The sequence below is a fragment of the Rhodanobacter sp. IGA1.0 genome, assembly GCF_040208325.1.
GTDB classification, from domain to species: domain Bacteria; phylum Pseudomonadota; class Gammaproteobacteria; order Xanthomonadales; family Rhodanobacteraceae; genus Rhodanobacter; species Rhodanobacter spathiphylli.
This window is the reverse complement of the sequence record NZ_CP157948.1, coordinates 3,716,072-3,741,768: the sequence shown is the minus strand read 5'-3', so window position 1 is coordinate 3,741,768 and position 25,697 is coordinate 3,716,072. Positions and strand designations below refer to the sequence as shown.

Annotated in this window: 23 protein-coding genes and 1 pseudogene; 11 read left to right on the top strand and 13 right to left on the bottom strand. The window is 68.1% G+C overall.

The annotated features are described in order from the left end of the window. Positions 1 to 75 precede the first annotated feature (75 nt). The 4 genes from ABNK63_RS16750 (at position 76) to ABNK63_RS16735 (ending at position 3,406) form a co-directional block, all read left to right on the top strand. On the top strand, positions 76 to 954 hold the full coding sequence (locus tag ABNK63_RS16750) for a ParA family protein (RefSeq protein WP_350016271.1): 879 nt from the start codon (positions 76 to 78) through the stop codon (positions 952 to 954). Between the two features lie 270 nt (positions 955 to 1,224). Continuing rightward, positions 1,225 to 2,094 carry a ParB/RepB/Spo0J family partition protein gene (locus ABNK63_RS16745; RefSeq protein ID WP_040673564.1) on the top strand — a complete coding sequence of 290 codons (870 nt, stop codon included), beginning with the start codon at positions 1,225 to 1,227 and terminating at the stop codon, positions 2,092 to 2,094. Between the two features lie 12 nt (positions 2,095 to 2,106). After that, positions 2,107 to 2,652 (top strand): sigma-70 family RNA polymerase sigma factor, encoded by a 546-nt coding sequence (locus ABNK63_RS16740; RefSeq protein WP_007809921.1) that lies wholly within the window; start codon positions 2,107 to 2,109, stop codon positions 2,650 to 2,652. Further along, positions 2,639 to 3,406: a DUF3379 family protein gene (locus tag ABNK63_RS16735; protein WP_350016270.1), complete on the top strand. Its 768-nt coding sequence runs from the start codon at positions 2,639 to 2,641 to the stop codon at positions 3,404 to 3,406. Before ABNK63_RS16740 ends, ABNK63_RS16735 begins: the two co-directional genes overlap by 14 nt. 9 nt (positions 3,407 to 3,415) lie before the next feature. On the opposite strand, the gene ABNK63_RS16730 is transcribed toward ABNK63_RS16735, so the two are convergent. Genes ABNK63_RS16730 through ABNK63_RS16715 form a run of 4 tightly spaced genes read right to left on the bottom strand, consistent with a single transcriptional unit; the run spans position 3,416 to position 5,828 of the window. Continuing rightward, positions 3,416 to 3,886 carry a DoxX family protein gene (locus tag ABNK63_RS16730; protein ID WP_350016269.1) on the bottom strand — a complete coding sequence of 157 codons (471 nt, stop codon included), beginning with the start codon at positions 3,884 to 3,886 and terminating at the stop codon, positions 3,416 to 3,418. A gap of 31 nt (positions 3,887 to 3,917) precedes the next feature. Beyond that, positions 3,918 to 4,673, bottom strand: a complete 756-nt coding sequence (locus ABNK63_RS16725) for a DNA-binding domain-containing protein (protein ID WP_350016268.1) — start codon at positions 4,671 to 4,673, stop codon at positions 3,918 to 3,920. Further along, positions 4,648 to 5,514 (bottom strand): DUF692 domain-containing protein, encoded by an 867-nt coding sequence (locus tag ABNK63_RS16720; RefSeq protein ID WP_350016267.1) that lies wholly within the window; start codon positions 5,512 to 5,514, stop codon positions 4,648 to 4,650. The genes ABNK63_RS16725 and ABNK63_RS16720 overlap by 26 nt, the downstream gene beginning before the upstream one ends. Before the next feature lie 5 nt (positions 5,515 to 5,519). Beyond that, the gene (locus ABNK63_RS16715; protein ID WP_350016266.1) at positions 5,520 to 5,828 is read right to left on the bottom strand and encodes a DUF2282 domain-containing protein; all 309 of its coding nucleotides are present in this window, start codon (positions 5,826 to 5,828) and stop codon (positions 5,520 to 5,522) included. 168 nt (positions 5,829 to 5,996) lie between these two features. Between ABNK63_RS16715 and ABNK63_RS16710 the strand changes: the two genes are divergently transcribed. Next, positions 5,997 to 6,713 (top strand): glycosyltransferase, encoded by a 717-nt coding sequence (locus tag ABNK63_RS16710; protein ID WP_350016265.1) that lies wholly within the window; start codon positions 5,997 to 5,999, stop codon positions 6,711 to 6,713. Between the two features lie 79 nt (positions 6,714 to 6,792). Then, entirely contained in the window at positions 6,793 to 7,161 is a 369-nt protein-coding gene (locus ABNK63_RS16705) for a DUF488 domain-containing protein (RefSeq protein ID WP_350016264.1), read from the top strand. 161 nt (positions 7,162 to 7,322) lie between these two features. Here ABNK63_RS16705 and ABNK63_RS16700 read toward each other — a convergent pair whose 3' ends face one another. Continuing rightward, positions 7,323 to 8,276, bottom strand: a complete 954-nt coding sequence (locus ABNK63_RS16700; protein WP_007809935.1) for a patatin-like phospholipase family protein — start codon at positions 8,274 to 8,276, stop codon at positions 7,323 to 7,325. A gap of 196 nt (positions 8,277 to 8,472) precedes the next feature. Here ABNK63_RS16700 and ABNK63_RS16695 point away from each other — a divergent pair, with 196 nt between their 5' ends. Continuing rightward, positions 8,473 to 10,233 (top strand): SLC13 family permease, encoded by a 1,761-nt coding sequence (locus tag ABNK63_RS16695; RefSeq protein WP_007809937.1) that lies wholly within the window; start codon positions 8,473 to 8,475, stop codon positions 10,231 to 10,233. Positions 10,234 to 10,461: 228 nt separating this feature from the next. Here the strand turns inward: ABNK63_RS16695 and ABNK63_RS16690 are convergent, their stop codons facing one another. Further along, positions 10,462 to 11,442, bottom strand: a complete 981-nt coding sequence (locus ABNK63_RS16690; RefSeq protein ID WP_007809939.1) for a transcriptional regulator — start codon at positions 11,440 to 11,442, stop codon at positions 10,462 to 10,464. A gap of 104 nt (positions 11,443 to 11,546) precedes the next feature. Here ABNK63_RS16690 and ABNK63_RS16685 point away from each other — a divergent pair, with 104 nt between their 5' ends. Beyond that, on the top strand, positions 11,547 to 12,470 hold the full coding sequence (locus ABNK63_RS16685) for a hypothetical protein (protein WP_350016263.1): 924 nt from the start codon (positions 11,547 to 11,549) through the stop codon (positions 12,468 to 12,470). Between the two features lie 81 nt (positions 12,471 to 12,551). After that, complete coding sequence (locus tag ABNK63_RS16680; protein ID WP_007809943.1) at positions 12,552 to 13,358, top strand: DUF481 domain-containing protein; 807 nt, start codon at positions 12,552 to 12,554, stop codon at positions 13,356 to 13,358. 73 nt (positions 13,359 to 13,431) lie between these two features. On the opposite strand, the gene hemC is transcribed toward ABNK63_RS16680, so the two are convergent. Beyond that, positions 13,432 to 14,346, bottom strand: a complete 915-nt coding sequence (gene hemC / locus ABNK63_RS16675; RefSeq protein ID WP_350016262.1) for a hydroxymethylbilane synthase — start codon at positions 14,344 to 14,346, stop codon at positions 13,432 to 13,434. A gap of 134 nt (positions 14,347 to 14,480) precedes the next feature. On the opposite strand from hemC, the gene ABNK63_RS16670 reads away from it, so the two are divergent. Further along, positions 14,481 to 15,236: a Bax inhibitor-1/YccA family protein gene (locus ABNK63_RS16670; protein WP_350016261.1), complete on the top strand. Its 756-nt coding sequence runs from the start codon at positions 14,481 to 14,483 to the stop codon at positions 15,234 to 15,236. 234 nt (positions 15,237 to 15,470) lie between these two features. Here the strand turns inward: ABNK63_RS16670 and tkt are convergent, their stop codons facing one another. The 6 genes from tkt to zwf form a co-directional block, all read right to left on the bottom strand. After that, a complete protein-coding gene (gene tkt / locus ABNK63_RS16665) occupies positions 15,471 to 17,519 on the bottom strand; it encodes a transketolase (RefSeq protein ID WP_350016260.1) in 2,049 nt (682 codons plus the stop codon). Positions 17,520 to 17,621: 102 nt separating this feature from the next. Next, positions 17,622 to 19,268, bottom strand: coding sequence for a phosphoglucomutase (alpha-D-glucose-1,6-bisphosphate-dependent) (gene pgm, locus ABNK63_RS16660; RefSeq protein ID WP_350016259.1), 1,647 nt, complete (start codon positions 19,266 to 19,268; stop codon positions 17,622 to 17,624). A 117-nt stretch (positions 19,269 to 19,385) separates the two neighbouring features. Beyond that, positions 19,386 to 21,038, bottom strand: coding sequence for a glucose-6-phosphate isomerase (gene pgi / locus ABNK63_RS16655; protein WP_350016258.1), 1,653 nt, complete (start codon positions 21,036 to 21,038; stop codon positions 19,386 to 19,388). Beyond that, a complete protein-coding gene (tal, locus tag ABNK63_RS16650) occupies positions 21,035 to 22,138 on the bottom strand; it encodes a transaldolase (RefSeq protein ID WP_350016257.1) in 1,104 nt (367 codons plus the stop codon). The genes pgi and tal overlap by 4 nt, the downstream gene beginning before the upstream one ends. A gap of 17 nt (positions 22,139 to 22,155) precedes the next feature. After that, positions 22,156 to 22,896 (bottom strand): HAD family hydrolase, encoded by a 741-nt coding sequence (locus tag ABNK63_RS16645; RefSeq protein WP_350016256.1) that lies wholly within the window; start codon positions 22,894 to 22,896, stop codon positions 22,156 to 22,158. Continuing rightward, positions 22,890 to 24,296 carry a glucose-6-phosphate dehydrogenase gene (gene zwf, locus ABNK63_RS16640; protein WP_350016255.1) on the bottom strand — a complete coding sequence of 469 codons (1,407 nt, stop codon included), beginning with the start codon at positions 24,294 to 24,296 and terminating at the stop codon, positions 22,890 to 22,892. Before zwf ends, ABNK63_RS16645 begins: the two co-directional genes overlap by 7 nt. 332 nt (positions 24,297 to 24,628) lie before the next feature. On the opposite strand from zwf, the pseudogene ABNK63_RS16635 reads away from it, so the two are divergent. Beyond that, positions 24,629 to 25,068: pseudogene (locus ABNK63_RS16635) on the top strand (transposase); the annotation flags it as partial. Positions 25,069 to 25,697 lie beyond the last annotated feature (629 nt).

The following is a 25,697-nucleotide window of genomic DNA, read 5'->3' as shown; positions in this document are numbered from 1 at the left end:
GGCGGCCGGCCCGGCAGGCAAGCCGCGGCGGCAATGCTAATCTAGCCGTCCTTCGCGAACGGTAGCTATCCATCCATGGCCCGCATCATCGCTGTCGCCAACCAGAAAGGCGGTGTCGGCAAGACCACCACGGCCGTCAACCTCGCCGCGGCGCTGGCCGCGGCGAAGCGCAAGGTATTGCTGATCGATCTCGATCCGCAGGGCAATGCCACCATGGCGTCGGGCGTCAACAAGCGTGACATCCAGGCCAGCGGATGCGAGGTGCTGCTGGAGGAAGTGACCCTGGCCGCCGCGATCGTGCCCACCGATGCGCACTACGACCTGCTGCCGGGCAATGGCGATCTCACCGCCGCCGAGCTGAAGCTGATGGACGCGCTGGCCCGCGAGCACCGGCTGAAGGAACTGCTGGCCACGGTGGCGGACAACTACCACACCATCCTGATCGACTGCCCGCCCTCGCTGAACCTGCTGACCCTCAACGCGCTGACCGCGGCCGATGGCGTGCTGATCCCGGTGCAGTGCGAATACTTCGCGCTGGAAGGCCTTTCCAGCCTGCTCGACACGGTCAAGGCGGTGCGCCACCGGCTGAACCCGAAGCTGGAGATCGAAGGCTTGCTGCGCACCATGTACGACGTGCGCAACAACCTCGGCAACGAGGTGTCGGCCCAGCTCACCCAGCATTTCGGCGACAAGGTGCTGCGTTCGATCATCCCCCGCAACGTGCGCCTGGCCGAGGCGCCCAGCCATGGCCAGCCGATCCATCTGTACGATCGCAGCTCGCGCGGCGCGATCGCCTACATCGGCCTGGCCGGCGAAGTGATCCGGCGCGAGCGCGGGCTGCCGCGGAACGTGGCGGCGGAGCCGGTCGAAGACATCGAGGTGGCGGCGCCGGCGCCGGCACACGACGACAGCGGTCCGACGCTCAAGGCGCCGGCCGCCAATCACCAGGAATGAGAGCCTGTTCGTGACCTTCAGACACCCCGCGTTGTCATCCCGTGGCTGTCAGGTGGCAGTGCGTGGTGCCGGCCTGCCTGGCCGGCAGGCCAAGCCGCGCGCTGCCGCATGGCGGCCACGGGATGACAACCCATCGGGCCGGATCTGTTTGCGTGCAGGCCGGCGTCATCATTCGGTCGTGGACGGACGTCCACTCCCTCACTCTTCCTTGGCCTGCGCGCAAACAGATTCCGGCGCGGGGTGTTTGAAGATCATGAACAGGCTCTAGACATGGCTGCTGCGAAAAAACGTGGATTGGGACGCGGGCTCGACGCCCTGCTCGGCGGCGATGGCGACGCCACGCCGTCGATGCTGGCGCAGGAAGGCGAGCTGCGCATGCTGCCGATCCAGCAGGTCCAGCCCGGCAAGTACCAGCCGCGGCGGCACTGGAACGACGAGGCGCTGGACGAACTGGCCGCCTCGATCAAGGCGCAGGGCCTGATCCAGCCGGTGGTGGTGCGCGAGCTGGGCAAGCACAGCTACGAGCTGATCGCCGGCGAGCGGCGCTGGCGCGCGGCCCAGCGCGCCCAGATGAGCGAGATCCCCGCGCTGATCAAGCAGGTCTCCGAGGCCGCCGTGCCGGCGATGGCGCTGATCGAGAACATCCAGCGCCAGGACCTCACCCCGCTGGAAGAGGCCGACGCGCTGAAGCGGCTGATCGACGACTTCGAGCTCACCCACCAGCAGGCCGCCGATGCAGTGGGGCGCTCGCGGGCATCGGTGTCGAACATGCTGCGGCTGACCGACATGCCCGAGGCGATCAGGCGCCTGCTTGACGAAGGCAAGCTGGAAATGGGCCACGCCCGTTGCCTGCTGACGCTGGAGGAGTCCATCGCCGTGCCGCTGGCGCGCCAGGCCTCGACGCTGGGCTGGTCGGTGCGCGAGCTGGAGGAAGCCGCCCGCCGCGCGCAGACCGCGCCCAAGGGCAAGGCCAGGCACGCGCCGGCACGCGACCCGAACATCAGCGCGCTGGAACGCGAGCTGGGCGAGCGCTTCGCCACCCGCGTCGAGCTGGCCCAGGGCAAGGGCGGCCGCGGCAAGCTGGTGATCCACTACCACAGCAACGACGAACTCGACGGCATCCTCGGCAAGATCCGCTGACCTTGGTGAAAGATGAAACGCTCCGGGCCGGTCTATCTGGCAGTGAGTTCCCGACAACGTCAATTCGAGGCGCTGACCCGCGCGCACGCCGGCGACCTGTACCGCTTCGCCTACTGGCTGTGCGGGCAGGACGCGCTGGCCCAGGACCTGGTGCAGGAGACCTTGCTGCGCGCGTGGAAAAGCCTCGATGCGCTGCGCGAGGCCGAGTCCGCCAAGCCGTGGCTGCTGACCATCCTGCGTCGCGAACACGCGCGCCTGCATGAGCGCAAGGCGCTGGATACCGTCGAGCTGGAAGACAACCTCGCCGAGGACGCCGCCTGGGCCAGCCCCGAGCGCCACGGCGATGCCGCCGAACTGCGTGAAGCCATGTCCCGATTGCCGCACAAATATCGCGAACCGCTGCTGCTGCAGGTGCTGGGCGGCATGAGCTGCGACGAGATCGCCGCCGAGCTGGACCAGCAGCCCGGCACAGTGATGACCCAGTTGTTCCGTGCCCGGCAGAAGCTGAAATCCATCCTGCAGGGCGGCCGCCCGGAGGCGCAGCATGGACTGCCTTGAGTTCCGCCGCCGCCTCGGCGCCGAGCCGCACTCGCGCGCGGCCGAGCTGCTCGCCCATCGCGACCGCTGCGCCGCGTGCGCCGCCGCGTGGGAGCGCGCCCAGGCCTTCGAGCGCGAACTGCACGCCGCGCTCGAGGTGTCCGTGCCCGAAGGCCTCGCCGAGCGCGTGCTGCTGGCCCAGGCCACCGGCGAGCGCCGCCAGCAGACCCGTCGCCGCCAGCTGGCGTTCGCACTGGCCGCCTCGCTGCTGCTCGCGCTCGGCCTCGGCGGCTACGGCTGGAAGCAGCTGGATGCGCGCTCGCTGCCGGCGCTTGCCGTCGCGCACATGCCCGACGAAATCCACTCGCTCGAGCTCGTCCAGCCCATCGGCGCTCCGGCCATCGTCGACGGCTTCGCGGTGCGCGGCGTCAGCCTGCGCGGCCCCGCCCCCGCCGACGTCACCTATGTGCACGACTGCCCGGTCGGCCCCTACAAGACCGTACACCTGGTCAGCCGCGTCGGCGGCACCCCGGTCGCCGTGCTCTACCTGCCGCACAAGCAGGTGGCCAAGGCCAGCGACTTCCAGCGCGACGGCTGGCATGGCCGCATCGTGCCGCTGCAACACGGCACCCTGGTGATGCTCACCGACCGTGGTGGCGCACGTCCGTTCGACGCGGTGGCGCGCCACTGGCGCGCGGCGATCGATGGAGTGGGCGGCGCGCAGACCGCGCAGCGCCGCACGGTCAACGAGGCGCCGGGCCGGTTGGCACCCTGAGTCTTCCCGTCACCGGAACCGCCGGCTCACCACGGCGTCCAGCGAAATCCGCCCTGCTCCGAGCCCCACCAGGGCCAGCAACATCAGCCCCCAGGCCTTGTGGTCGTTGAAGTCGCCGCCGATCAGGCCGGCCCAGAGGCCGTTCGGCCACAGCGCGGGATAGGAGACCACGGCGACGATGTTGTAGACGAACAGCACGGCGGCGACCACGCGGGTGCCGAGGCCGAGGGCGAGGAACCACGGCAGCACCAGTTCGGTCCAGGTGGCGAGCGTGGCGGCCAGCGCGGGGGCGAGCAGGGGCACCTGGTATTCGTTGTCGAACAGGTAGGCGGTACCGCTGGGGTCGTCCCACTTCACCGTGCCGGCGCGCCAGAACGCGAGCGCCACGAACACGCGGAACAGCAGCAGGGCAAGCGGGGTGAGCACGGCGAGTTGCGCGGTGAGGCGCGACCAGCGGGCGATGGCGACGGTGGTGTTCATGCGGGCGATTCCTCGGAAAGTGGATGACGGATCACGCGGCGAGCAGCGCGTGTTCGAGCAGGGGACGCAGCAGGGTTTCGGGCGGCGCCTGCGGGTCGATCAGCTGGGCGGCGGCGAGCGCCAGATCCAGCGATGATCCGTGCCGCAGCGCGGCCACGAACGCGGCCTGCGCGGGTGCGATGGCACGCATCGCCACCTGGCTGCCTTCGCGCCACAGCAGCACGGATTGCGGCGCGGCGGGGTCGATGGCGTCGTGTTCCGGCGCCTGCGCACAACGCCACAGATCCAGCACCGCCCAGGCGCAGGACAGCACGCGCACGCAGGGCCGCAGCCGCGGCGGTTGCTCCGCGTCGGCCAGCGCGGCGACCAGGGCTGCCGCATCGGCGGGCGCGGCATCGGCGGCCAGCGCCACTTCTTGGCGCAGCCATTCCAGCCGTGCCACGTCACCCAGCCAGGGCCATGGCGCGGTTTCCGGTTGCGCTTCCACGAACGCGGCGAAGTCGGCGCCATGGTCCTGCAGGTTGCCGCTGCGGTTGCCGCGGTACGCAGCGTGGCGGGTGGCGAGGCCGTCGAAGCAGTCCTCGCCGAGCAGGCGCTGCAGCGCGGGAAAACTGGTGGCCAGCGCATCGACGTGGATCGCGAGGTTCGCGTTCCGATAGATGCGCAGGCGGGCGGCGGGCGCGATGCCGCGCGCGGCGATCCACGGTTCCAGCGCGGGCGCTGCGCCGTTCACGATGGCGCCGGCGAACGCGTGCTGCAGTTCACGCAGCGAGGGCGGTGACGACATCGAGATGCTCCGTGGCGAGCCGCGCCTCGTCCTCCAGCACGGCGAAATCGGGCAGGTGCTGGTCCCATTCGATCAGGCTCGGCCTGGCCCCGATGCGGGCCAGCGTGTAGCCATACAGCGCCCACACGGCGGCATCGACGCGCTGGTCGTGCGAGTCGATCAGCAGTTCGCCGCCCAGCCCGTGCTTGCGGGTGAAGCCGGCCAGGTGCAGTTCGCCCACCGCGTCGGCGGGGATGCCGTCGATGAAGCATTGCGCGTCGAAGCCGTGGTTGACGCTGTTGACGTAGACGTTGTTGACGTCCAGCAGCAGGCCGCAGCCGCTGCGCGCGGCGAGTGCGGCAAGGAACTCCCACTCGCTCAGCGTCGAGTGGCTGAAATGGATGTAGCTGGAGACGTTCTCCACCAGCACGCGGCGGCCCAGCGCTTCCTGCAACTGGCCCACGCGCGCCACCATCAGATCCAGCGCTTCCTCGGTGTAGGGTAGCGGCAGCAGGTCGTTGTAGTGGCGCCCGCCGATGGCGCCCCAGCACACGTGCTCGGACACCAAGGCGGGCTCGGCGCGTTGCACCAGCGCGCGCAGCGCGGCGAGGTGGGCGGGATCGAGCGGATCGGCCGAGCCCAGCGACAGGCCCACGCCGTGCAGGCTCACCGGGTAGTCGCGGCGCAGCGCGTCGAACGCGTCCCACAAGGCGCCGCCGGCGCAGAACAGATTCTCGCTGTGCAGTTCGAAGAACGGCACGGCGGGGCGGTGTTGCAGCACGTGCGCGACGTGCGCCGGCCGCAGCCCGATCCCGACACTCGTCGGGATCGGCTGCGCACGCACGGGGCGTGACGGGGGCACGGCTGTCAGCTCTTCTTCATCATGGCGTCGTGCGACATGGCAGCCTGCGCCTGCAGCGAACCGCCGTCGAGCTTGGCGCACAGGCCGGCGGGCACCGCCACGAAGGCCTGCGGATCGCGCGCCTTGCTGTCCTGGCCCGCGCAGGAGTGGCCCGGGGACTGGCAGTCGTTCTTCATCGCGGCGTTGACGCCGTAGCACTTCTGGGTGGCGCTGGCGGCCATCTTGTCGGCGGCGTGGGCGGTGCTGGCGGCGCCCAGCGCGCCGGCGGCGAGCAGGCTGAGCAGGGCGGAGCTGAGGATGGTCTGGGCTTGCATGGGTCTCTCCCGTGGATGCCGGACGATTCCGGCTGCGGTAGATGACCCGGTGGCCGCGGATTTCCTTACAACGGGTTTTGGGCCCGGTTTCGACGGTTCGAGCCGGCAGGCATTAAACTGCGCGTTCGCCGCCCTTCGCGGTGCCCGTTCTGCTGAAAGGCCCGCCCCATGCCGCAACTCTCCGTCGTCGTCCCCGTCTTCAACGAGCGTGACAACATCCCGCCGCTGCTGGCCGAAATCGCTGCCGCCCTGCGCGGGCAGGTCGACTACGAAGTCATCTACATCGATGACGATTCCAGCGACGACAGCCGCGCGGTGCTGGCGGCGCAGAAGGCGAGCCATCCGGAACTGCGGGTGCTGCACCACGTGACCCGCAGCGGCCAGAGCACGGCGGTGTGGAACGGCGTGCGCGCGGCGCAGTCGCCGTGGATCGCCACGCTGGACGGCGACGGCCAGAACGATCCGGCCGACATCCCGAAACTGCTGGTCGCCCGCGATGCGGCGTCGGCCGAAACGCGGCTGTTCGCCGGCTGGCGCACCACCCGCCGCGACAGTTTCAACAAGCGCATCTCCTCGAAGATCGCCAACGCGGTGCGCTCGCGCATGCTGCGCGATGCCACCCCGGACACGGGCTGCGGCCTGAAGCTGTTCGAGCGCGAGGTGTTCCTGCGCCTGCCCTACTTCGACCACATGCACCGCTACCTGCCGGCGCTGGTCAAGCGTGCCGGTTTCGCCGCCCAGAGCGTGCCGGTCGGCCATCGCCCGCGCACCGCCGGCGTGTCCAAGTACGGCATGCTGGACCGGCTGTGGGTCGGCCTGGCCGACCTGCGCGGCGTGGCCTGGCTGATGCGTCGCGGCAAGGTCACCCGGGTCGAGGAACTCTGATCCAGGTCACGTCGCCCGAACCGGAGGCTCGTATGCTGGGTCGGGTCCTCGGCTGATCCGGAGCATCGGGAGACTGCCCGTGAGCATTGCCGTCAAACGCGTCTACGAACCGGCTGCAGCAACCGATGGCTATCGCGTGCTGATCGATCGCCTGTGGCCGCGCGGCCTGAAGAAGGACGCGGTGCCGCTGGACCTGTGGGCGAAGGAACTGGCGCCGTCGACCGCGTTGCGCCAGTGGTTCGGGCACGATCCCGCGTTGTGGGACGGTTTCCGCCATCGCTACGCCAGTGAACTGGACAAGCTCGCCGAACACTGGCAACCGCTGGCGCAGCGCGCCAGCCGGCACAAGCTCACCCTGCTGTACGGCGCCCGCGACGAGGAACACAACAACGCGGTGGCGCTGAAGGCGTATCTGGAAAACTGGCTGCGCTCGCACGGGCCGCGCTGAGAGGTTGTGAGTTTCAACCTCTCAGGCCGGCCACGGATGGCCGGACATGAAGCGGTCACGCAAGTGATTGCTTCATGTGAGCACGTCCGGGCAGGTACCGGACGTGCGATAGAAGAAAACCACAGGAAGTGGTTTTCTTTACAGGCGCTGAGCCGCGACCTTCAGGCCTCGCGCTGCGGCGTGCCCGCCCGCGGCCAGCTGGCCAGCGTGGCGCGGGCCTGCAGGCGGCCCATCTCGATCAGCTCGCGCGCCCGGTAGAACTCGTAGGCGCTGGCGATGTTGCGCGGCAACTCGATCAGCAGATCCGGCTCGTAGGCGGCCAGGCGCAGCCGCGCCAGGTTGGCCTGCATCAGGTCCATCGATTGGGTCAGCAGGTCGAGCGTGCCCGGCACCGGCGGCTGGTTCTCGCCATGCGAAACCATCCGGCCGATGAAGTCGCCGATGCGCTGGCGATAACCGGCTTGCGCGTTCGTGTCGCGGACTGGCGGTTGCGGTGGCGTGGTGGTGACGGGCGCGCCGTCGACGCTGACGGCAATCGTGTAGTCGGCGTTCTCGCGGATCAGCGGAGTCACCGGCACCGGGTTGAGCAGGGCGCCGTCGACCAGCCGGCGCCCGTCGATCAGGTGCGGACGAAACACGGTGGGGATGGCGATCGAGGCACGGATCGCGTCGAACAGGCAGCCGCGGCTGAGCCAGACTTCGCGGCCCCGCTCGATGTCGGTGGCCACCGCGGTGAAGGCCAGCGGCAGCTCCTCGATCTGCACGTCGCCGATCAGCCCGCGCATCGTCTCGATGATCTTCTCGCCCTTGATCAGCCCGCCGCCGGTGAAGGTCCAGTCGACCAGCCTGAGCACGTCGAACTTGGCCAGCGCGCAGACCCAGTCGCGATAGACCTCCAGCTTGCCGCTGGCATGGATGCCGCCGATCAGGGCGCCCATCGAGGTGCCGGCGATCGCCACGATCCGGTAACCCTGCGCCTCGATTTCCTCGATCACGCCGATATGCGCCAGCCCCTTGGCGCCACCGGCTCCCAGGGCCAGCGCCACCGTCGGCCCGGGTGGCGCGGCGGGCAGTTGCGGCGTGGTCGAGGGCGGTCCGGGCTGATGTGCTTTCATGGCGGGCATTCAATCACGAAATGCAGGCGCTGCCGTTGGCAGGCTGCATCACCGCGAGCGACGGTGGCGGCGGCTGGTTAGTATGACCGGGCTGCGGCACCCGGCCGGCGGCAACGAACACGGAATCACGCATGGCTTCTTCATCATCCATTCCTGACCGAAAGCCCTGCCGCGTGCGCGGGCCGGGGCCTGCCGCGTGAGCTGGCAGGCCTGGGCGACCGTGGCGGTGATCGCGCTGGCGATGGCGCTGTTCGCCAGCGAGAAGCTGCGCATCGATCTGGTCGCCCTGCTGGTGCTGGCGACCCTGGTGATCCTCGGCATCGTCACGCCGGTGGAAGCGCTGAGCGGCTTCAGCAACGAGGCCACGGTGACGGTGGCGGCGATGTTCGCGCTGAGCCTGGGCATCGAACGTTCCGGTGCGCTGGAACCGCTGAGCCGCTGGCTGATCCGGATCAGGCGTCCCTGGCTGCTGACCCTGGCGCTGATGCTGGCGATCGCGCCGCTGGGCGCCTTCGTCAAGAACATCGCCCTGGTCGCCACCTTCCTGCCGCTGGCGCTGCGCGTGTGCCAGCGCACGCATACGCCGCCAGGCCGCGTGCTGATGCCGATGGCGTACGCCGCGCAGATGGGCGGCGTGTGCACGCTGATCGGCACCTCGTCCAACCTGCTGGCCGACACGCTGGCGCAGAAGCACGGCATGCCGGCGTTCGGCGTGTTCGAGTTCACCCGCATGGGGGTGATCCTCGCCGTGGTCGGCATCCTCTATCTGATGCTGGTCGGGCGCTGGCTGCTGCCGCGCCACATCGATGCGGAGATGCCGGAGCAGGAAGACATCGGCAAATACGTCACCGAGCTGGAAGTGACCGAACAGTCGTCGCTGGTTGGCGGCAGCATCGCCGATGCGAAGCTGGGCGAGCGCTACGGCGTCTACCCGCTGGAGTTGTTGCGGGGCGAAAAGCGCATGTGGTCGCCGCGCAGCCAGGAGATCGCCGTGGGCGACGTGCTGCTGGTGCGCGGCGACTGGGAAAAGATCGAGGAATTCCAGCGTCGCACCGGCCTGCGCAACGCACCGGACCGGCGTTATGCCAAGGGCGACGACCGCTCGCGCGTGATGGTGGAGCTGATGGTGGCACCGGCCAGCCCGATGGAAAGCCGGCGGCTCGACGAGACCGGCCTGAACTGGCGCTATGACGCGGTCGCCCTGGCCATCCACCGGCGTGGCCAGCTGTTGCGCGACAAGCTCAGCGACGTCAGCCTGGCGGTGGGTGACGTGCTGCTGGTGCTGGTGGACGACGACGCCCTGTCGAACCTGCGCAACGACGAGGCCTTCATCGTGCTGAGCGAGCGCGAGGAAACGCATCGCACGCCACGCAAGGCGTTCTACGCGGCGGCCATCATGGCCGGCGTGGTGGTGGCCTCGGGCCTGCACTGGCTGCCGATTCCGATCGCCGCGATCTGCGGCGCCATCGCCATGGCGATCACCGGCTGCTTCGGCCGCAAGGACGTCTACGAAGGCATCGACTGGAAGATCATCATCCTGCTTGGCGCGATCCTGCCGCTGGGCATCGCGATCGAGCGCAGCGGCCTGTCGCAGGAACTGGTGCAGATGGGCCTGGGCGTGGTCGGCGAGCACGGCCCGCTGGCCGCCCTGCTGATGGTCTACCTGCTCACCGCCCTGCTCACCGAACTGATGGGACACAATCCCTCGGTGGTGCTGATGGTGGGCATCGCGGTGTCGGTCGCCCATGCGATGAAGGTGGACCCGCGGCCATTCGTGGTGGCCGTCGCCTTCGCCGCGGCCACCTCGTTCGCCACGCCCGTCGGCTATCCCACCAACACCATGGTCTACTACGCCGGCGGTTATCGCTTCACCGACTTCATGAAGGTGGGCATCCCGCTGATCGCCATCTTCTGCGCGTTGTCGATGTGGCTGATACCGCAGTTCTGGCCGTTTTAATAGAGCTAAAGCGCATTTCGCGTTTGCTCCCTCTCCCTCCGGGAGAGGGTTGGGGAGAGGGTGCCCCCCGCCCGGAAGCCATCTCAAAGCCTACTTCGCTCAAGTTTCGTCGCACGCCGCCCTCACCTCAATCCTCTCCCAAGGGGAGAGGAGGCGAAGGTGCCGTGCGGGAGTCGCTTCATCGTGCATCCGGGTTGTGCGAACGCCACCGAGGAGTGGTAGCGCCAGTCATGGCTGGGCGTATCCGCCCAATGCCAGCTGCAGCAGGATCTTCATCTCCTCGCGCAGCGACATGGGCGCCACGATCTCCGCATCCGGACCGTACTTGAGCACGTCCATCAGCAGCTCTTTCGAGTTGGAATAGGGCAGCTTCAGTTCATAGCGGCCGTCGGGCAGCCATTCGCCCTTTTGCTGCGAGTGCCAGTGTTCGTCGGCGACCCAGCGCGCGGCGTGCGACGAGAAGCGGATGGTGGCCCAGGCCTTGGGCTTGCCCGCGAAGATGCCGTAGCTGGAGGCGAGCAATTCGTTGAGGTCGCTGTCGGGGACGTCGATGGCGGCGCTGTCCAGCGCGTGCGCCTCGGCCATCCGGTCGACGGCGAAGCTGCGCAGCGCCTCGCGGTCGTGATCCCACACGTCCAGATACCAGTTGTCGCGATAGTGGGTCAGCCGCTGCGGCGACACCGTGCGGCGGCTGTCGGCATTGGTGGTGCGCGCGCGGTAGCGGAAGCGCAGCTGCTGTCGCTGCAGCACCGCACCGGCCACCGTGCGGAACACCTGCTGGTCGAGCTTGCGCTCGCCCCAGGGAATCACCCTGATCCGCTCGATCGGCAACGCCTTGCCGTTGTCGTGGTTGGAAAGCAGGCCCTCGATGCGCGACTTGAACGGCGCCAGTGCGCCGGCCAGCACGCCGGGGCCGGAGCGGCCGATCAGCTCGTTCAGCGCCAGCAGGGCGGCCAGCTCGTCGGAGGTCAACCACAGGCCGGGCAGTTCGAACTTCTCGCCTTCGCCCTGCTCGTAACGGAACGCGGCGGCCTGGTCGTTGCCACCGCTCTCGATCGGCGCGCGCAATGCGTCGCGCAGGAAGGCCACGTCGCGATACAGGGTGGCGCGCGAACATTCCAGTTCGTCGAGCAGGCGCGGCAGCGGTATCGGATAGTGCGCCGACTTCAGCAGCCGGTGCAGGGTCAGTATGCGTTCGTAGCGATCCATGGGTCGTCGGCGTTTCGTCGATGGCAGGCCTTGTGTAGCATGGAGGCGGCCTGCGTTGCTCACAAGTCGCCGCCGGCATGGTCGAAACCAGCATCGGATGCCTCATGTCGCCCAGCCGCGAATTGCCGACAGACGTCACCAGCACGCACGACCCCGCCCTTGCCGGGACGACCCGATCCAGTTACGCCGAGATCCTGCTGCGCGTGCTGGCGGTCAGCGGCTACGGCTTGTGGATCTGGCTGGGCATGGGCCTGACCCTGGGCATGAACCAGATCGGCAACGGCGCGATGCAGATGCCGCTGGTGCTGGGCACCGCACTGGTGTGCGCGGGACTGGCCCTGGGCGGCTTGCGTCTTTCGGCGAACACCGCGTGGTACGGCGGGCCGCCGGCGGAACGACGCTGGCCCAAGCGGGCGGCGTGGATGGCGCTGGCCTGCTTCCTGCCCGTGCTGTTGCTGCTGGTGCTGGGGGACGGGCACGGACACGTGTTGTCGATGCGCATGGCCGGGGTGGCGTTGCTGCTGTGCAGCCTGGTCAGCCTGGTGCACAGCGCGTACCGCTTTCGCAGCCAGCTTTCGCCCGACCTGCAGCGGATGTCCTCCTCCCTGCCGGTCAGCCGGCTGGTCACCGCCTGGTACGGCGGCGGCTTGTGGCTGTGGCTGTGCGTGATGATGCAGGGCGGGCCAGGCCCCGAGCACGGCGCCTATCCGTGGATTCTGCTGTTGCTGGCGCTGGCCTTGCTGCTGGGCCTGCTCGAAGGCATGCGCTGGCAGTCACTGGCGCCGGCCCAGGGCAGCGACCATGACCTGCATGTCCAGTACCTGTCGTTGCCCCGCATCGCCGCCGCGCTGCTGATCTACGTGCTGCCCTGCGCGGCCCTGCTGTTCACCGACCGATTCGGCGGCGGGCTGCTGGCGTCCGCCCTGGCCGTTCCCAGTTGCCTGCTCGGCAAGATGATCGAGCAGCATGTCTATGAAACGGCCCTGGCGCGGGGGCTCCCCGCCGGCGGGATGAATCCGTTCCCGTGATTTTCCGGAACGTTCATTGGCAGTTCAAACCGCCACGTTAAGGTAGCGGCCTTACCATCTTTTAACAAATGGATCGCCCCGATGAAAAAGACCCTGATCGCCGGCCTGCTGCTGGCCGCCTTCGCGAGCTTCGCCGTCCAGGCCCAGGATACCGACACCCAGGCCGCCAACGGCGGCTGGAGTGGCTCGGGCGAATTCGGTTTCGCCTCGTCCACCGGCAATTCGCGCTCGGAGAACATCAACGCCAAGCTCGGCCTGAGCCAGGAAAACGAGCAGTGGAAGAACAACTTCTTCGTCGACGCGCTGCGCTCGAAGAGCCAGCAGACCCTGGTCGACACCGACGGCAACACGATCAAGCAGTTCAACACCACCGCCAACCGCTATGACGGCGGCGCCTCGGTCGGCCTCAAGCTCGATCCGCGCAGCTACATCGTGGGCGCCGCGCGCTACGAGCACGACGATTTCGGCGCCAATCTGTGGCAGGGCATCGTCTCGCTGGGTTATGGCTACATCGCGCTGAAGGACGGCCGCAACGAGCTGTCGTTCGAAATCGGTCCCGGTTACAAGCGCTACCGCCCGGCCGACGTGGACGTGGTGGTCGACGGCGCGGTGGTGCACCAGCAGCAGCCAACCGAGAGCGAAATGGTCGGCCGCGGCCTGATCAACTACAAGTTCAAGCTCACCGAGAACACCGCGTTCGAGGATACCTTCCTGATGGAAGCGGGCTCCAAGAACACCTACCTGCAGAACGACGCGGGCCTCGCCGTCAGCATGACCAGGAAGCTGGCGCTGAAGGTGGGTTTCCAGCTCCGCCACAACAGCGACGTGCTGCCGGGAACCAAGAAGACCGACACGCTGACCACGACGAACCTGGTTTACAGCTTCTGAGGAAAGAGCGGGAACAGGGAGCGGGAAACGGGGAACGGGAAGAGCGCGAAGCGCAGAGTCCCCGTTCCCGCTTCTACCCCAGCAGCTCGCCCGCGCCCTGCGCCAGCAGGGCTTCGGCCACCTGCCGACCCAGTGCCTCCGCCTGCTCGCCGGGGCTGGCGGCTTCGGCATGCAGCAGGCGGCCACTGTTCGCGTCGCCGACCAGTCCGCGCAGGTGCAGGCCGTGTTCGCCGAGCATGCACCACGCACCCACCGGCACCGTGCAGCTGCCGCCCAACGCGTGATTCATCGCGCGCTCGGCGGTGACGGTGAGGCGGGTGTCGGCGTCGTCCAGCGCGGCCAGCAAGGCGAGTACGGCCGGCTGGTCAGCGCGTGCCTCGATCGCGATCGCCGCCTGGCCCGGTGCCGGCAGCCAGTCCGGCGCGGCCAGTCGCGAACGGATGCGCGCGGCCAGGCCCAGTCGTTCCAGTCCGGCGCACGCCAGCACGATCGCGTCGTAGTCGCCGGCGTCGAGCTTGCCCAGTCGCGTGCCCACGTTGCCGCGCAGATCCAGCAGCTGAAGATCCGGCCGCAACGCCCGCAACTGCGCCTGTCGGCGCAGCGAGGAGGTGCCCACCCGGGCGCCCTGCGGCAATGACGCCAGATCCGCGTGGTCGTTGCTGACGAAGGCATCCGCCGCGTCCGCGCGGGGCAGGATCGCCGGCAGCACGAAGCCCGGTTCCAGTTCCGCCGGCACGTCCTTCAATGAATGCACGGCCAGATCCGCGCGGCCTTCCAGCATCGCCACTTCCAGTTCCTTCAGGAACAACCCCTTGCCGCCGATCGTGGCCAGTGGCTTGTCCAGGATCTCGTCGCCACGCGTGCTCATCGGCACCAGTTCGACGGCCAGCCCGGGATGCGCCGCGCGCAGCAGGGCGGCCACGTGCTCGGCCTGCCACAGCGCGAGCGCGCTCTTGCGGGTGGCGATGCGCAAGGTGGAAGGATTCATCGGGACTCCGCGAGGTTCAACGAGCGCTCATTGTCGCGTAGTTTCCGCGTCGCGGCGCAACGGCGAATTGGCGCAGGAGGCTGCAAAACCGCGATGGACCGGGCTAGGATGGGGAAAACCTCGGGAGCAGAGTCATGCAAAGCGGCAATCCGGCGCTCAACAAGAACACCTTCCTCGACGCCGCCAGCGGCGCCGTGGTCACCCGCAGCGACGACGCGATGACGATCAACGGCACGGTCAACAAGACCGGGCTGCTGCTGTTGCTGGTCCTGGTGGGCGCGTTCGTCAGCTGGAGCCGCTTCAGCGGCCCGGACAGCCTGCCCACGATCATGCCGCTGGTGCTCGGCGGCTGCATCGGCGGCCTGGTGCTGGGCCTGGTCACCGTGTTCAAGAAAACCTGGGCGCCTTACACCGCGCCGCTGTACGCGGTGGCCGAGGGCCTGTTCATCGGCGCGCTGTCGGCGATCTTCGAGATGCGCTATCCGGGCATCGTGATCCAGGCAGTGGGGCTGACCTTCGGCACCATGGCGGCGATGCTGCTGGCCTACCGCAGCGGACTGATTCGCGCCACCGAGAAGTTCAAGCTCGGCGTGGTCGCCGCCACCGGCGGCATCTTCCTGCTGTACCTGGCCAATTTCGTGATGGGCTTCTTCGGCCATTCGATGGGCTTCATCAACGGCAGCAGCATGCTGGGCATCGGCTTCAGCGCCGTGGTGGTGGTGATTGCCGCGCTGAACCTGATCCTCGACTTCGACCTGATCGAAACCGGCGCCCAGTCCGGCGCACCGAAGTACATGGAGTGGTACGGCGCGTTCGCACTGGTGGTGACCCTGGTCTGGCTCTACCTGGAACTGCTGCGCCTGCTGTCGAAACTGCAGTCGCGCAACTGAAGTTGTGACACTTCGATGTCGCCGCGCACCGTAGGGCGGACGTTGTCCGCCAGTTTTTGCTTTCCCCAAATGTGACGAAATCGGCGGGCACTGCCCGCCCTACTGGACTGGTCGCTGCCGGCGTACGCCGTCCCGCGGACGGCTACGCCAGGCACGATCCGCCGAGTGGGCCACCGTTCGCCCCGAGCGTCGGCCGCGCCAGCGGCCAGAGTCGAAGGGCATCGCCGTCCAGCATCAACCCGGCAGCAGTGCCTTCGCCCGCTGCACCACGTTGTCGACGGTGAAACCGAACTCCTGCAGCAGCCTTTCGGCGGGCGCGGACGCACCGAAGTGGTCGATGCCGAGCACGTCGCCGCGCGCGCCCACGTAGCGCAGCCAGCCTTGGGTGGCGCCCATTTCCACCGCCAGCCTGGCGGTGACGTCCGTCGGCAGCACCGCATCGCGATAGCCCTGCGGCTGTTGGTCGAACAACTCCCAGCTTGGCATCGACACGCAGCGCACCGCCACGCCGTCCGCCCGCAGTTTGTCCGCCGCGTCGAGGATCAGGCCAACCTCCGAGCCGCTGGCAATCAGGATCAGCCTGGGCTTGCCGTCGTCGGCTTCGCGCAGGACATAAGCACCCTGGCGCAAGCCGTCCGCGCCGGCATGTTGGGTGCGATCCAGCGTCGGCACCTTCTGTCGGGTCAGCGCCAGCGCCACCGGATGCTTCTTCGAGGTCACCGCGACGCGCCAGGCCTCGGCCGTCTCGTTGGCGTCGGCGGGACGGATCACGGTGAGGTTGGGGATCGCGCGCAGGCTGGCCAGCTGTTCGATCGGCTGGTGGGTGGGACCGTCCTCGCCCAGCGCCACGCTGTCGTGGGTGAACACGTGCACCACGTGCAGGCCCATCAGCGCGGCCAGCCGGATCGACGGGCGCATGTAGTCGGAGAAGATCAAAAAGGTCGCGTCGAACGGGATGAAGCCGCCGTGCGCGGCCAGGCCGTTGCTGATCGCGGCCATCGCGTGCTCGCGCACGCCGTAGTGGAAGTTGCGCCCGGCGCGGCTCCAGCCGCCGCCGTCGGAGCCTTCGGTGTCTTCGCCCGGGACGACCGCCGGGTTGAAGTCGCCCAGGCCCTTCAGCGCGGTGAAGGTGGACGGATCGAGGTCGGCCGAACCGCCGCACAGTGCCGGCAGTTTCTTCGCGAAGGCGTTCATCACCTGGCCGCCGGCCACGCGGGTGGCCAGGCCCTTCGCGTCGGCGGGGAACTGCGGGATGTCCGCGTCCCAGCCTTGCGGCAGCTCGCCGCCGAGGCGTGCCTGCAACTCCTTCGCCAACGCGGGAAACGCCGCGGCGTAGGCGCCCATCCGGTCGTTCCATTCCGACTGCGCTTGCGCGCCACGGTCCAGCGCCTCGCGCATGTGCGCCAGCGCCGGTTCAGGCGTCAGGAAGTCCGGCTCCGCCGGCCAACCCAGGTTCTGCTTGGTCTCTTTCACATCCTCCGCGCCCAGCGGCGAGCCGTGCGCCTTGTAGCTGTCCTGTTCGGGCGAGCCGAAGCCGATGTGCGTGCGCACCAGGATCAGCGAAGGCCGGCTGCTGTCCTCGCGGGCGGCGCGCAATGCGGCGTGGAGCGCGTCCACGTCGTTGCCGTCGTCGACATGGATGGTCTGCCAGCCATACGCGTCGAAGCGCGCGCCCCGATCCTCCGAGAACGTCATGTCGGTGCCGGCCGAGAGCGTCACGTAGTTGTCGTCGTACAGGCAGATCAGCTTGCCCAGCTTGAGATGGCCGGCCAGCGACGCGGCCTCGCTGGCCACGCCTTCCATCAGGTCGCCGTCGCTGACGATGGCGAAGGTGTGGTGGTCGATGATGCGGTGGCCGTCGCGGTTGTAGGTCGCTGCCAGCTGCGCCTCGCCCAGCGCCATGCCCACCGCGTTGGCCAGGCCCTGGCCAAGCGGCCCGGTGGTGACTTCGACGCCGGGCGTGTGGCCGAATTCGGGATGGCCGGGCGTCTTGCTGCCCCACTGGCGGAACTGCCTGATGTCATCCAGTGACACGTCGTAGCCGGTGGCGAACAGCAGGCTGTACAGCAGCGCCGAGCCATGGCCGGCGGAAAGCACGAACCGATCGCGGTCGGCCCAGTGCGGATCGGCCGGGTGGAACTTCATGTGCCGCGTCCACAACACGTAAGCCATCGGCGCCGCGCCCAAGGGCAGCCCGGGGTGGCCGCTGTCCGCCTTCTGCACCATGTCCACCGACAGGAAGCGAAGCATGTTGATGCATTGCTGGTCGAGGTCGTGGGACATGGTGTTTTCTCCGATGGGGTGAGGATGGTGCGATCCGCGTAGGGCGGGCACTGCCCGCCGGCTCTTCGCATCGCCACCGACCGATGGCGGGCAGTGCCCGCCCTACGCGAGCGCGGCGTCGACGATCCGCTGCGCCTCGTCGAGCAGGCTCTTCAGGTGTTCTTCGCTCTTGAAGCTTTCCGCGTAAATTTTGTAGATTGCTTCGGTGCCCGATGGCCGCGCGGCGAACCAGCCGCTGGCGGCGACCGCCTTGATACCGCCGATCGCCGCATCGTTGCCTGGCGCCTTGTCCAGCACCTGCTCGATCTTCTCGCCGGCGAGCTGGTCGCTCTTCAGCTGGTCGGGCGACAGCTTCGACAGCTTCGCCTTCTGCGCGGGCGTGGCCGCCGCCTCGAGACGATTCGCGTACGGCCGGCCCAGCTCGCCGGTGAGCTGGTCGAACAGCTCGCCCGGGTCGCGGCCTTGGCGCGCGGTGATCTCGGCGGACAACAGCGACGGCACCAGGCCGTCCTTGTCGGTGGTCCACACCGAACCGTCGTGGCGCAGCAGCGAGGCGCCCGCGCTTTCCTCGCAGCCGAAGCCAAGCGCGCCGTCGAACAGTCCTTCGGAGAACCACTTGAAGCCCACCGGCACTTCATACAACTTGCGCCCCAGCCGCTTCACCACGTGGTCGATCAGCGCGGTGGTGACCACGGTCTTGCCCACGGCGGCGCGGTCGCCCCATTGCGGGCGGTTCCGGTACAGGTAGTCGATCAGCACCGACAGGTAATGGTTCGGCTCCATCAGGCCGCTGGAGCGGGTGACCACGCCGTGGCGGTCATGGTCGGTGTCGCAGGCGAACGCCACGTCGTACTGGTCCTTCAGCCCGATCAGCCGCTGCATCGCGTACTTCGACGACGGGTCCATGCGGATCTTGCCGTCCCAGTCCACGCTCATGAAGGCGAACTGCGGATCGACCACCTCGCTGACCACGGTGAGGTCGAGCTTGTAGCGCTCGGCGATCGGCGCCCAGTAATGCACGCCGGCGCCACCCAGCGGATCGACGCCCATGTGCACGCCGGCGCTGCGGATGATGTCGAAGTCGATGATGCTGGCGAGGTCGGCGACGTAGTTGTTGAGGTAGTCGTGTTCGTGCGTGGTCGCCGCCTTGCGCGCCTGCGCGAAGGGCGTGCGCTTCACCTCCTTCAGCCCGCCCTCGATCAACGCGTTGGCACGGTTCTCCACCCACCTGGTGATGTCGGTGTCGGCCGGCCCGCCGTTGGTGGGGTTGTACTTGAAGCCGCCGTTGTCGGGCGGGTTGTGCGAAGGCGTGATCACGATGCCGTCGGCCAGTCCCGTGGTGCGACCACGGTTGTAGACCAGGATCGCGTGCGAGATCGCCGGCGTGGGCGTGAACTCGCCGCCGCTGGAAACCATCACGTTGACGCCGTTGGCCGCCAGCACTTCCAGCGCGCTCTCGAACGCCGGCTGCGACAGCGCATGGGTGTCCGCGCCGATGAACAGCGGGCCATCGATACCTTTGGACTTGCGGTACTCGCAGATCGCTTGGCTGATCGCCAGGATGTGCCATTCGTTGAAACTGCCGTCGAGCGAGCTGCCCCGATGACCCGAGGTGCCGAACGCCACGCGCTGCGCGGGCACCGACGGATCGGGCCGGGTGTCGGCGTAGGCGGCGAGCAGTTTCGCCACGTCGACCAGGATCGACTGCGGTGCCGGCTTGCCGGCGAGGGGGCTGATCTTCTGGCTCATGGGTTCTCTGGAGTGATGCGACGGGTGGGTACATTTCTCGTAGGAGCGCACCCTGTGCGCGATGCTCTCCGTCACATCCGAGCAAAAGCATCGCGCACAGGGTGCGCTCCTACGACGTCAGGGATGACCGTCGCGCAGCTGGCGGTAGCGACGGATCAGGGTATTGGTGGAGCTGTCGTGGTGCAGTGAGGGCTCGCCCTTCGCGATCAGTTCGGCGATGGTGGTCTTTGCCAGCTGCTTGCCCAGCTCCACGCCCCACTGGTCGAACGAATCGATATCCCAGATCACGCCCTGCACGAACACGCTGTGCTCGTACAGCGCGATCAGCGTGCCCAGGCTGTGCGGTGTCAGCCTGCTTGCGAGGATCGTGCTGCTGGGGCGATTGCCCTCGAACGTGCGATGCGCCACCAGGGCCTCGGTGGTGCCTTCGGCGCGCACTTCGTCGGCGGTCTTGCCGAACGCCAGCGCCTCGCCCTGGGCGATCAGGTTGGCCATCAGCAGGTCGTGCTGGTCGCCGCCGCCCTGGGCGGGGATCGGGTTCAGCGTCTGGCCGAACCCGATGAAGTCGCACGGCACGATGTGGGTGCCCTGGTGGATCAGCTGGTAGAACGAATGCTGGCCGTTGGTGCCCGGCTCGCCCCAGTAGATCGGTCCGGTGGCGTAGTCGATGGCCGCGCCGTCCAGCGTCACGTGCTTGCCGTTGCTCTCCATCGTCAGCTGCTGCAGGTAGGCGGGAAAGCGCTTCAGGTATTGCTCGTACGGCAGCACCGCCACCGTGGCGGCGCCCAGGAAGTTGGCGTTCCAGACGCCCAGCAGGCCCATGATCGCCGGCAGGTTGCGCTGCAGCGGGGTGTGCCGGAAATGCTCGTCCATCGCGTGGAAGCCGGCCAGCATCTCGCGGAAACCGTGCGCGCCGATCGCCAGCATGGTGGACAGGCCGATCGCCGAATCCATCGAATAGCGCCCGCCGACCCAGTCCCAGAAGCCGAACATGTTGGCGGTATCGATGCCGAACTTCGCCACGCCTTCGGCGTTGGTGGAGACCGCCACGAAGTGCTTCGCCACCGCGCTTTCCTCGCCCAGCGCCGCCACGCTCCAGGCGCGCGCCGCGTGCGCGTTGGTCAGGGTTTCCAGTGTGGTGAAGGTCTTCGAGCAGACGATGAACAGCGTCTCGGCCGGGTCCAGGTCGCGCACCGCTTCGGCGAAATCGGTGCCGTCGACGTTGGAGACGAAGCGGAACGTCATGTCGCGCCGGCTGTAATCGCGCAGCGCCTCGTAGGCCATCACCGGGCCCAGGTCCGAACCGCCGATGCCGATGCTGATCACGTTGCGGATCGGCTTGCCGCTGTGGCCCTTCCACGCGCCGCTGCGCACCTGTTCCGAGAACGCGGCCATGCGCTCGAGCACCGCGTGCACGTCCGCCACCACGTCGTGGCCGTCGACCAGGATCTGCTCGCCGCGGGGTGCGCGCAGCGCCGCGTGCAGCACGGCGCGATCCTCGGTGGTGTTGATCCGGCGGCCGCTGAACATCGCCTCGATGCGCTGCGGCAGCTGGCAGGCGCCGGCCAGTTCGCACAGCAGGCGCAGCGTGTCGGCGTCCACGCGCTGCTTGGAGTAGTCGAGGTACAGGCCCACCGCCTCGACGGCCAGCGCCTCGCCACGTTTCGGATCGGCCCCGAACAACTCGCGCAGGTGTCTTCCACCGATGTCCTGGAAATGCCGCTGCAAGGCCTGCCACTGCGGCAGGCGGGTAAGTGTGCCCTGGCTCATTTCAGCGCCGGCCCCTTGGACTTCTCGGCCAGCTGGCGGGCCTTCTCGGCGATGCCGTCGAGCAGGTGGTGCCACGACTTGACGAAGGCCTCGGCACCTTCGCGCTGCAGCGTGAGTGCCAGCTGGTCGATGTCCACGCCGGCCTCGCTGATGCGCGCGAGCACCGCGTCGGCATCGCCGCCGTCCACATCCATCACGCCATGCAACTGGCCGTGGTCGGCAAAGGCATGCAGGGTTTTCTCCGGCATCGTGTTGATCGTCTCCGGCGCGGCGAAGGCGCTGATGTACAACGTGTCGGACGCGGTCGGGTCCTTGGTGCCGGTGCTGGCCCACAGCAGTCGCTGCGGCAGCGCGCCGGCGTCGGCCAGCTTCTGCCAGCGCGGCGAGGCCAGCATCTGCCGGTACGCGCGGTAGGTCTGCTGGCCCACCGCGATGCCCAGCTTGTTGTGCAGCTCGTCGGGCAGCTGCTTGTTGCTGGCCACGTCCCAGCGGCTGATGAACAGCGACGCCACCGAACCCACCTTGGGGTCCAGCCCGGCCTGAAGGCGGCGCTCGATGCCGCGCATGTAGGCCTCGCTCACGGCCGCGTACTGGGCGCAGGAGAACAGCAGGGTCACGTTGATCGGAATGCCCAGAAAGATCGCTTCCTCGATCGCCGGCACGCCCTCGGGCGTGCCGGGTATCTTCACGAACAGGTTGTCGCGCCGCCCCTTGTGGTGGATGTGCCGGGCGGCGGCGATCGAGCCGGCGGTGTCGGCGGCCAGCAGCGGCGAGACTTCCATCGAAACCCAGCCATCCACGTGGCCGGTCGACTCGAACACCGGCTGGAACAGGTCGGCCGCGCGGCGCAGGTCCTCCAGCGCCAGCTCGGTGAACAGCGCCTCGCCCTGCATGCCCATCAGCGACTTGGCGTGGATGCCCGCGTCGTAGGCGTCGCCGCCGCTGATTGCCGCGTCGAAGATGCTGGGATTGGAGGTCAGTCCGGTGATCGAATCCTCTTCGATGTAGCGCGCCAGCGTGCCGTCATCGAGCAGGGTGCGGGTGATGTTGTCCAGCCACAGGCTCTGGCCGAGGTCGTGCAGTTGGCGGGTCGCTTTCATGCTTGCTCCATGTCGCTTCACAACGGGTTTCGGGGGGAGGTTCCATCAGCTGCCAGGGCGATGACCGGAGCCGCCGGCAGAAAGTCGTCAAGCTTACGCCCGCGCAGATCGCCGATGCGAGCGATCGTGATGTCCGGCGCGGGGTCGATCGCTTCGGTGGCGGCCGCGGCCGCGTAATGCCCCTGGCGCACGAACACGGTGGTCAGCCGGTGGCCCATCCGCTGCTTCATGGCGGCCAGGATCTGCGGCTTGTCGTCCACCATCACGTAGTGCGCGGCGGGGTAGCGCTGCTGCATCGCCACCAGCATCTGCTGCTTGTGCACGTACACCAGCACCTCGCCCCGCAGCGCCTGCCACAGGCCGGCGCGCTGGATCTTGCGCGGCTGGAACACCACGTCGCCGTCGGACAGGATCACCGTGGTGCCCAGCGTGCGCAGGTGCGCCACGGTGTCCAGCGCATGCGGATAGAGTCGGGTGGCGAACGGGTATTCGAGCAGGTAGTTCGACATCTGCAGCAGCGAGGGTTCGTTGTCCAGCCCGCTGCGGAAACGCTGCAGCGCGCCCAGGTAGTCGGCCACGCCGCCGATCTGGCGCAGCTCCTCGTAGATCGCCCAGTAACGTTCGCGTTCGGCCTCGCCGAAGGCCGCCTCCAGGGTGTCGCTGAGGTCGCTGCCGAAGCGGTCGTTGTCTAGCAGGGTGTTGTCCACGTCCAGCAGGAACACCACGGCGGCGGATTCGGAGGTGCGGTCGGTCAACATGGCGTGCTCTGCTCCGGTCGGGTGTCGTGCCAGCCCTCATCATCGCTGACGATCGCGGCTGCCGCCTCCGGGCCCCAGCTGCCCGGCTCATAGAACGCCACCGGCCCCTCATGGGCCAGCACCTGGTCGACCACCGCCCACGCCGCCTCGACGCATTCGTCGCTGGTGAACAGCCCGTTGTCGCCGCGGATCGCATCGCCCAGCAGGCGCTCGTACGGCGACTTCTCCGGTCCGGAATCGTGCCGCGCCACCAGCTCCACCGCCTCGCCCCGCATCTCCTCGCCCGGCTTCTTCACCCGCATGCCTTCGGCGATCACCACCTCCGGGCTGAGCCGGAAGCGGAAGTAGTTCGACTGCGGCGCGCCGATCGGGTCGAACACCGACAGCGGCGGCGTTTTCATGTCCACCAGCACCTGGGTGGTGGTCAGCGGCAACCGCTTGCCGGCGCGGATGTAGAACGGCACGCCGGCCCAGCGCCAGGTGTCGATGTGCAGGCACAGCGCCACGAAGGTCTCCACGTTGGAGTCCGCCGCCACGCCCTCCACCTGCCGGTAGCCGTTGAACTGGCCACGCACCACCTCGGCCGGGTCCAGCGGACGCATCGCCCGGAACAGCCGCAGCTTCTCCGCGCGCAGGGCTTCGGGGTCGTTGCCGATCGGTGCATCCATCGCCAGCAGCGAGGTCACCTGGAGCAGGTGGTTCTGCAGCACGTCGCGGATTGCGCCCACGCCCTCGTAGAAGCCGCCGCGGCCGTCCACGCCGAACTCCTCGGCCATGGTGATCTGCACGCGGTCGACATAACGGTTGTTCCACACCGGCTCCAGCACGGTGTTGGCAAAACGGAAATACAGCAGGTTCTGCACCGGCTCCTTGCCCAGGTAATGATCGATGCGGAAGATCGCCGACTCCGGAAACACCTGGTGCAGGGTCCGGTTGAGCGCGCGGGCCGAGGCCAGGTCGCGGCCGAACGGCTTCTCCACAACGATCCGCGCGTCATCGGCGCAGCCGGCCTGCTTGAGCCCCTTCGCCACCACCCCGAACAGGCTGGGTGGAATGGCCAGGTAGTGCAGCGGCCGCTTCGCCTCGCCGAGCGCCTGCTTCAGGGCGGTGAACGTCGCCGCATCGTTGTAGTCGCCATCGACATAACGCAGGCACGCCGACAGCTTCCCGAACGCGGCCTCGTCCAGCTCGCCGCCGCCGTGCTTCGCTGCCTCGACCAGGCTGTCGTGGGCGCGCTGCCGCAGCTGCTCCACGTCCCAGCCCGAATGCGCCACGCCGATGATCGGCAGATCCAGCCCGTCGCGCGTCATCATCGCCAGCAGGGCGGGAAAGATCTTCTTGTAGGCGAGGTCACCGGTGGCGCCGAAAAAGACCAGGGCGTCCGAACGAGGGGTCGGCATGAGGCGAATTTCTCCATGAGGGGGCGCAGCATCCCGGGCCTCGGGCGGTACGCGTGACAACGGTGCTGGCGCGCTGATGCACCACCTTTGCACCGAAGACCAAATCTACCCGCAAAGCCTGCACGTCGACAGGTTAAGTTGATGCATAAGACGCGCACCCAACCGGTCGACGCCGCCGCAGGAACTTGCACCCCTGAAAAGTCTTCCGGCATGGGTTGGCGAGAGTCGCGGCGGAGAGCTGTGCGAACTGCTCGACGGGTTGCGCGCCCACTGGGCGCGTCTGCGCGACGCCGTCGACGCGTGCAGCGCACGCATCGCCGACCTCGCGCGAGGATGCGCGCTGCCAGCGGCTGAGCCACCTGATCGGCGTGGGGCCGATCACCGCCGATGCCGCCGTGGCCACGGTGATCCAGGCGAGCGAGTTCAAGAACGCCGGCAGATGGCGGCCTGGGCTTGGTACCCACCCAACATTCCAGCGGTGGGCATGCGCGATTGGGCGCGATCAGTTGCCGCGGCGATGGCTACCTGCGCACGCTGTTGATCCAGGGCGCGCGCAGCAGCCTGCAACGGGCCAAGGCGGTCGCCACGGAAAAGGCCACGCCCGAACAACTCGGGATTCGATCCCTGGCGGCGCGGCTGTCCTTCGGCAAGGTGCTGGTCGCCATCGCCAACAAGCATGCCCCGCAAATGGGCGATGCTGGCGCACGACGTCGACTACGACCCGCACGCCTGCCTCGCCCGTCCCATGCACCGGCAGGCCGGCGCCGCCTGAGCCACGCATCGTCGCAGCACCGTTTCGTTCTCGTCAGCGCAGCACGGTAACAACGGGTCAGACCCACCCGGAGAGAACCTGACTAACATTCTGGCCGTCCAAACGTGCTTCGGCCGATCCCCGAGCACCGACGACACCGCTGAACGAATGAGGTCTCCGGGCGCGGTTTATACCCTGGTCCGAGCCGGCAACATCGACTCAACAAGACCGTCTAAGGAAATGCAGTCTGGCAACGTTTGACGCCGCATCGAACTGACGAAGCAGCACGCAGGCACGAAGCACAACACGAGCGACAGCAGTGGCCCGAAAGCTCAGGGCAAAAGCATCATGCACCCGAGGTTGACCGGAAGTCTCCTAAGGAGATGTTAGACGGTTGCGACGCCGCCTCCTAGGACGAGGCCGTTGACCCTGGCTCCACAAAGTAGTGAGCTGCCGCTAAACGCGTCTAGGTAGTAGCGAAGCTAGAGCGCTCTGTTGAAGTTGGAGCGGAGCAGCAAGAGCGAGCGGATGGCGCGCGGTGATGCCTTGAGCTACCACCGAAAGCAAGCTGGTTCTTACGGCCTCTGCCATAACGACATCTCGTACTTGGGCCATGGTACCGAGCCTGATGGAGACCAATGCCGCCGATG